The following is a 5556-nucleotide window of genomic DNA, read 5'->3' as shown; positions in this document are numbered from 1 at the left end:
AAGCGGCGGCGCTGCCGCCGGCAGACCTGCGTCAGACGGTCTTCGCGGAAAGCGGATTGTCGTCGATCCCGGCCATGGCGGAGATGATCCGGGCATGATCGGCACGACCTACGGCACACTCGAAAAAGACCTGAACCTGCAAACGGCGCTCTACCTGCGCGATGATTTGAAGGCGGCAGGCGCAAGCGTGACCATGACCCGGACCCGGGACGATGAGCGGCCTGCGCTGTTCAGCCGGGCAGGACTTGCCGAGTCGGTCTCAGCGGACGCTTTTATCAGCATTCATTTCAATTCCTCACCGAAAAAGGTATCGGGAACGCTGACATTTTTTTATTCGCAATCCGATGATATGAAGCTGGCCCGGGCGATAGAGAACCGGCTCGGCGACGGCATCGGCCTGAAAAGCAACGGGGTATCCTTCGGGAATTATCAAATTCTTAGGGAAAACGAAACACCGGCGACCCTGGTTGAACTGGGGTTCTTGACGAACCCGGGCGACGAGTCCATCATCCGCAAAGCTTCGTACCAGAGAAAAGCGGCCCAGGCCATCGCGAATGGCATCGCCGATTATTTTTCGCAATAGGCTTGGTTAGCCGCTCAACTAGACCCTATATTCCATCTATACCAATGTACAAAATAACCCCGTTTCAGGACTCTCGTCTTGTAACGGGGTTTGCGGTCTGTTACCGGCTTATTGGAACGGGGAATCCGCTCTTATCTGAACAAGGCAAAGCCGCGCTCATATTGTCTTGGAATAACCGTCTCCTTATGCAGCTCGACGGCCGCCGTCAGCGCCCAGTAAGGGTTCATCAGCATGCCGCGTCCCACGGCAACCAGGTCGGCCTCCTCGTTGCCGATGACGGCATTGGCAAGCGCGGAATCGTCCAGACGGCCAACCGCGATGACCGGTACGTCCAGCGCCTCTTTGATGGCTCTCGCGAGCGGCACCTGGTAGGCGGCATGCGTACCCGGACGGCCGGCCGCAGCGATCGGGCCTTCGCCTCCGGCGCTGATATGGAACATGTCTACGCCGGCTTCCTTAAACACCTTGCTGAATTCCAGGCTATCCTCGATGCCGTAACCCCCTTCAACGTACTCCTGAGCGGAAATACGCAGAATGAGCGGCATGTCCTCCGGCAGTTCGCCCTTGACCGCGCCGATAACCTCACGGCCGAACTTCGTCAGATCCTTGCCGTACTCATCCGTTCTCCGGTTGGTAAGCGGCGAGGTGAATTGATGAATCAAATATCCGTGGGCGCCGTGCAGCTCGATGGTGTCAAATCCTGCCTGTACCGCCCGCCGCGCCGCCCGCCGGAACTTCTCGACCACCTCTTTCACTTCATCGGTGGACAATTCGCGCGGCGTCTTCGACTCCTCGTTGAATGGCACCGGCGAAGACGAGACGGGAACCTCCGCGTCCTCGGCCTTGCGGCCGGCATGCGCGATTTGGACGCCGACCTTCGCGCCATACCGGTGGCAGTCCTCTACAATACGGGCAAGAGCCGGGATTTGTTCGTCCGACCACAGCCCCAGATCATAATCCGTAATCCGCCCGTCAGGCTCGACATCGGTCATTTCGATAATAATGAGTCCCGTCCCGCCAACCGCCCGGCTTACATAGTGGGTATGATGCCATTCATTGGCAATGCCGTCTTTGCTGGTTACCGAATACTGGCACATCGGAGGAAGAACAATCCGGTTCTTGAGTTCCAGCCCCTTAAGCTTGTACGGAGTAAATAAATCGGTCAATGGAATCTCTCCTTTTCAGTCATTATCAAACGGTTGCCGCTTGATTCAAGCCTACCATTTAATACCCGGAATAACGCCATTATCGCATAAGTTTCAAAGAAAAATTCAGCGCGTCACGGCTCGGGCGCACAGGACGAAATGCAGGGGAGACACTAGCGTCCAGAACCATGTTTCCCCGTGCCGCCCCTCTAAAATGCATGCTCATGCATATAGTATCCCAGTGGTTGGCGGAAGTCAACTTGCGAAAACGGCTCGCTGCTTGGTTCCTCAAAGTGGATTCCGTCAAGCCAAGCTGCTAGGTTGCATTCCTGATCGCGGATGTCCCTGAAATCTTCACCTTGAAATCGATTTCCAACTCCGTATCTTCAATTATATTCTTTCGTCCGTCGGCAGGATATTTTCGTTCAAGCTTGTAATCCTTGACCAGCCCCAGACCATCGAGATAGTACTGTTCGATATGTTCAGCATTCTGGATTACCTGCTGTATATTCAGCTGATTAATTTCTTCGTCATCCCGCTGATCGTCTATATTCTCTACTATTTCAAGCAGACGCGAACCTCCGGGAGCCTGAGCCCCGATTAAAAAAACATCCGGCAAGAGCTGTACTGCGTCAGTAAGCGCCTTTGCCGGATTTATAGTATTTCCGCTTGTATTCGTCAAACGTAATATTCTGCGACTGGCCCTCGGTGTAAGATTCATGAACGAACTTCCAATAGGCTATGAGATCCGCGTGTCTGCCTCGGTAGCCCGCCGGAATTTGATACAGGTATTGCAGTGACTTCTCATCGTCCCCGTCCTGCCCGCAAATATTGTACATGGCGAAGCGATACATGGCTGTAAGGTCTTCGCTCGGGCTTTGGACCCGCGCAAATTGCGCCGCAATGGAGCTGTAATCCTCGCTCTCCAGCTCCTTGTCCAATTTGGCCCACAACGCTTCGTTCTCGACTACCGCCGGCAGGGCTGTTGTCGGAGCCGCTGTCGGTACGGGAGAAGGAGCTGTCGACGGAGCCGCAGATGGAGCTGCGGTCGGGGCGGGAGATTCGAACGCGGCAGGCGGAGCGCCTGTCCCGCCCGGACCCGGCTTCGGCGCTAAAGCCGCAGCGCCGCCGCAGCCGGACAAGGCAAGAAGGAGCAGGAGAAGCGGAACGCATTTCAGTAGTTTCATGCCAATGACCCCTAGCTTATACTAATCCTTAGTCCTGACAGGAAAACAAAAACCAGCCATGCACACTATTGTGCATTGACCGGTTGCTTGTCCTGCTGTTTAAAAAGCCATCTCTACCGAGCCGTCCTCGTAAATATCGACTCGCTGGGCGCACAGGAGCATACCCAAACCGTTCGCAAAACCTTTCTCCTTAATGTCTCTTTCTCTGCGTTCCCATCTCTCGCGGTCATGAATAATGTCGTACAGGTAGTAGAATTCGGTTTCGTTGGCCGCCTTCTCCTTCTCTACAAAGATAAAGTCGTCACCGAACAGCTCCTTGAACCAGTTGGCCGCTTCTTCATGCGACGAGAATTCAGGAAGATCGGCCTGAAATTGCTTGGACAGAAAATTCTGCTGCAATCTGCCTTTCTTCTCATAATAGCTTGCGAGTGTCTCCTTGTTAATCATCTGGATGCCTCCTCTAATATTACTATTGTGGTTCACTAAAACCATCAATTTTTATGAAAATTTTATCGTATTTCTGAAAATGATGATGTGACATTGCGCATGCAGGATAGTACCCTTCCGTCACACGGATCGTGCTTATCCCCAATTATAGCGAGTTTCTTTCACTTTCGCCCCTTGACCTAGAGTAAGCTCTAGATACTATGATGATGTTGTAAGGCAATCATGAATAGTAAGGGAGAGATTGAGCATGAACTACAAACGGTTGGGCGGTACAGGCCTGATGGTGTCGGAATTTTGTCTCGGCACCATGACGTTCGGCGGCAAAACAGATCCGATGAGCTCCGCCATGGGCGCCCTGGATGATCAGGCGGCGAAGCGGCTTGTGGATGAAGCGCTTGGTGCGGGCATTAATTTTTTTGATACCGCCAATGTATACGGCGTGGGAGAATCGGAAGAGATTTTGGGACGCTCGCTTAAGGGCAAGCGGCATGAAGCGGTGATCGCGACCAAGGTAAGATTCCGGATGGGGCCGGGTCCGAACGAGGCAGGGTTATCGAGGGGCCATATTATTCAGCAAGCGGAAGAAAGCCTCAAACGTCTGGGTACGGATTATATCGACCTCTATCAAATTCATGGTCCCGACCCTTATACGGACTGGGAGGAGACGCTGCGTGCGCTGGACGATCTCGTTCGCAGCGGCAAGGTCCGATATATCGGCTGCTCCAACCTGCAAGGCTGGCAGATGATGAAGGCCGGCGGCATTTCCCGGCAGCTCGGCCTGCACGCCTTCCAGACGGCCCAATCGTATTATTCGCTCGCCGGGCGCGACATTGAGCGGGATATCATTCCCGTGCTTCAGGATCAGAAGATGGGCTTGCTCGTCTGGAGTCCTTTGGCCGGCGGGTTTCTGTCAGGCAAGTATACACGGGACAATCAAGGCGGAGCGGATGACCGGCGCACGAAATTCGATTTTCCTCCAATCGACCGGGAGAAAGGCTATGTTCTGGTTGATGTGCTGCAGAATATCGCCAAATCGCGGGAAACTTCGGTGGCCAGAATCGCCCTGGCCTGGCTGCTCAATCAACCGGCCGTCACGAGCGTGATTGTCGGCGCCAAGCGGCCCGATCAGCTTCGGGACAATCTTGGAGCTTCCGGTATTGTTTTGAACGAGGAGGAGCTGAGCCGTCTGGATGAGGTTAGCCGTCTGAAACCGGAGTATCCATTATGGAACCCTGCGGTCTATATTGAGGATCGTTACCCCATTCAGAAATAAGCAGCAGAAAAAGGGATGAACCTGATATGGCATGGGGGTCATCCCTTTTTGCATAGAGCTACTCCGGTTGTCCGGCGCTCTCGCGTCCGTCTTTGGCTTGCCCGGCATACATGCCGATCTTGAAGTCAATCATTCCGATATAGGACATCAAGGTGTTGACCTGCTCTTGAACGGTCTGCTTCTGCAGCTCCAGCATTTGGATACGCTGTTCAACGGTTGCGTCGCCTTGCACGGTCAGCTCGACAAAATCCTTCAACTGCGAAATGGACATGCCTGTATCGCGGAGGCAGCATATGAATTTAAGCCACTCGATATGCTCATCTTCATATATGCGTATACCGCTCCCGTTTCGTTTGATGAACGGCAGCAGGCCCTCTTTTTCATAATATCTCAAGGTGTGGATCGACAAATTGGATTTCTCGGCCACCTGGCCAATGGTGTACTGCATTCTGAGACTCACAGGCTTGACCTCCGCTATTCCAGGATGGACCTTTAATTCCGGCACGTTATCTCAATTATAGCCCCTGGAGCAAGCTCTAAGTCAAGCTTAACGGAGTTCATCCGCCGACCTGATCGAAGCGCCGGGCTCTTGTACTATTCGCCGGTTTCCGCAAATCGTCTGATCCGTTCTCCAACCTGGTCGCGGACCCGCTGGAACACTGCCCATTTCTCTTCTTCCGTCCCCTGCGCCTTGGCCGGATCATCAAATCCCCAATGCTCGCGCTTCACCTTCGGCGGGGTAACCGGGCATTTATCCGCGGCGTCTCCGCATAATGTGACAACCAGGTCGGCGCTACCAAGCAGTTCCGGATCAATGATATCGGAGGTCTGCCCCGAAATATCCATCCCCGCTTCACTCATGGCCTGCACAGCTTTCGGATTTAGACCATGGGCTTCAATACCGGCGCTGTAAATATTCCA

8 protein-coding genes are annotated in these 5556 nt (G+C 53.8%); 2 read left to right on the top strand and 6 right to left on the bottom strand.

The window, feature by feature from the left end:
• A partial coding sequence (locus L692_RS0122450; RefSeq protein ID WP_036725014.1) for an N-acetylmuramoyl-L-alanine amidase family protein occupies positions 1-583 on the top strand: 583 nt, incomplete at its 5' end.
• A 131-nt stretch (positions 584-714) separates the two neighbouring features.
• On the opposite strand, the gene L692_RS0122445 is transcribed toward L692_RS0122450, so the two are convergent.
• The 4 genes from L692_RS0122445 to L692_RS0122430 all read right to left on the bottom strand — a co-directional run bounded on the left by L692_RS0122445 (position 715) and on the right by L692_RS0122430 (position 3362).
• A complete protein-coding gene (locus tag L692_RS0122445) occupies positions 715-1749 on the bottom strand; it encodes an NADH:flavin oxidoreductase/NADH oxidase (RefSeq protein WP_025702224.1) in 1035 nt (344 codons plus the stop codon).
• Positions 1750-2044: 295 nt separating this feature from the next.
• Positions 2045-2347 carry a hypothetical protein gene (locus L692_RS0122440; protein ID WP_025702223.1) on the bottom strand — a complete coding sequence of 101 codons (303 nt, stop codon included), beginning with the start codon at positions 2345-2347 and terminating at the stop codon, positions 2045-2047.
• Positions 2348-2360: 13 nt separating this feature from the next.
• On the bottom strand, positions 2361-2915 hold the full coding sequence (locus L692_RS0122435) for a hypothetical protein (RefSeq protein WP_025702222.1): 555 nt from the start codon (positions 2913-2915) through the stop codon (positions 2361-2363).
• 99 nt (positions 2916-3014) lie between these two features.
• The gene (locus L692_RS0122430; RefSeq protein WP_025702221.1) at positions 3015-3362 is read right to left on the bottom strand and encodes a hypothetical protein; all 348 of its coding nucleotides are present in this window, start codon (positions 3360-3362) and stop codon (positions 3015-3017) included.
• A 247-nt stretch (positions 3363-3609) separates the two neighbouring features.
• Between L692_RS0122430 and L692_RS0122425 the strand changes: the two genes are divergently transcribed.
• Positions 3610-4635, top strand: a complete 1026-nt coding sequence (locus L692_RS0122425) for an aldo/keto reductase (RefSeq protein ID WP_025702220.1) — start codon at positions 3610-3612, stop codon at positions 4633-4635.
• A 58-nt stretch (positions 4636-4693) separates the two neighbouring features.
• Here the strand turns inward: L692_RS0122425 and L692_RS0122420 are convergent, their stop codons facing one another.
• Both L692_RS0122420 and L692_RS0122415 read right to left on the bottom strand, forming a co-directional pair.
• Positions 4694-5095: a MerR family transcriptional regulator gene (locus L692_RS0122420; protein ID WP_232238845.1), complete on the bottom strand. Its 402-nt coding sequence runs from the start codon at positions 5093-5095 to the stop codon at positions 4694-4696.
• Positions 5096-5229: 134 nt separating this feature from the next.
• On the bottom strand, positions 5230-5556 hold a 327-nt coding region (locus L692_RS0122415; protein ID WP_025702218.1), incomplete at its 5' end, for an arsenate reductase/protein-tyrosine-phosphatase family protein.

Origin of the sequence: Paenibacillus forsythiae T98, from assembly GCF_000520735.1 — a bacterium.
Classification (GTDB): Bacteria; Bacillota; Bacilli; order Paenibacillales; family Paenibacillaceae; genus Paenibacillus_AQ; species Paenibacillus_AQ forsythiae.
This window is presented reverse-complemented; position numbering and strand designations above follow the sequence as displayed.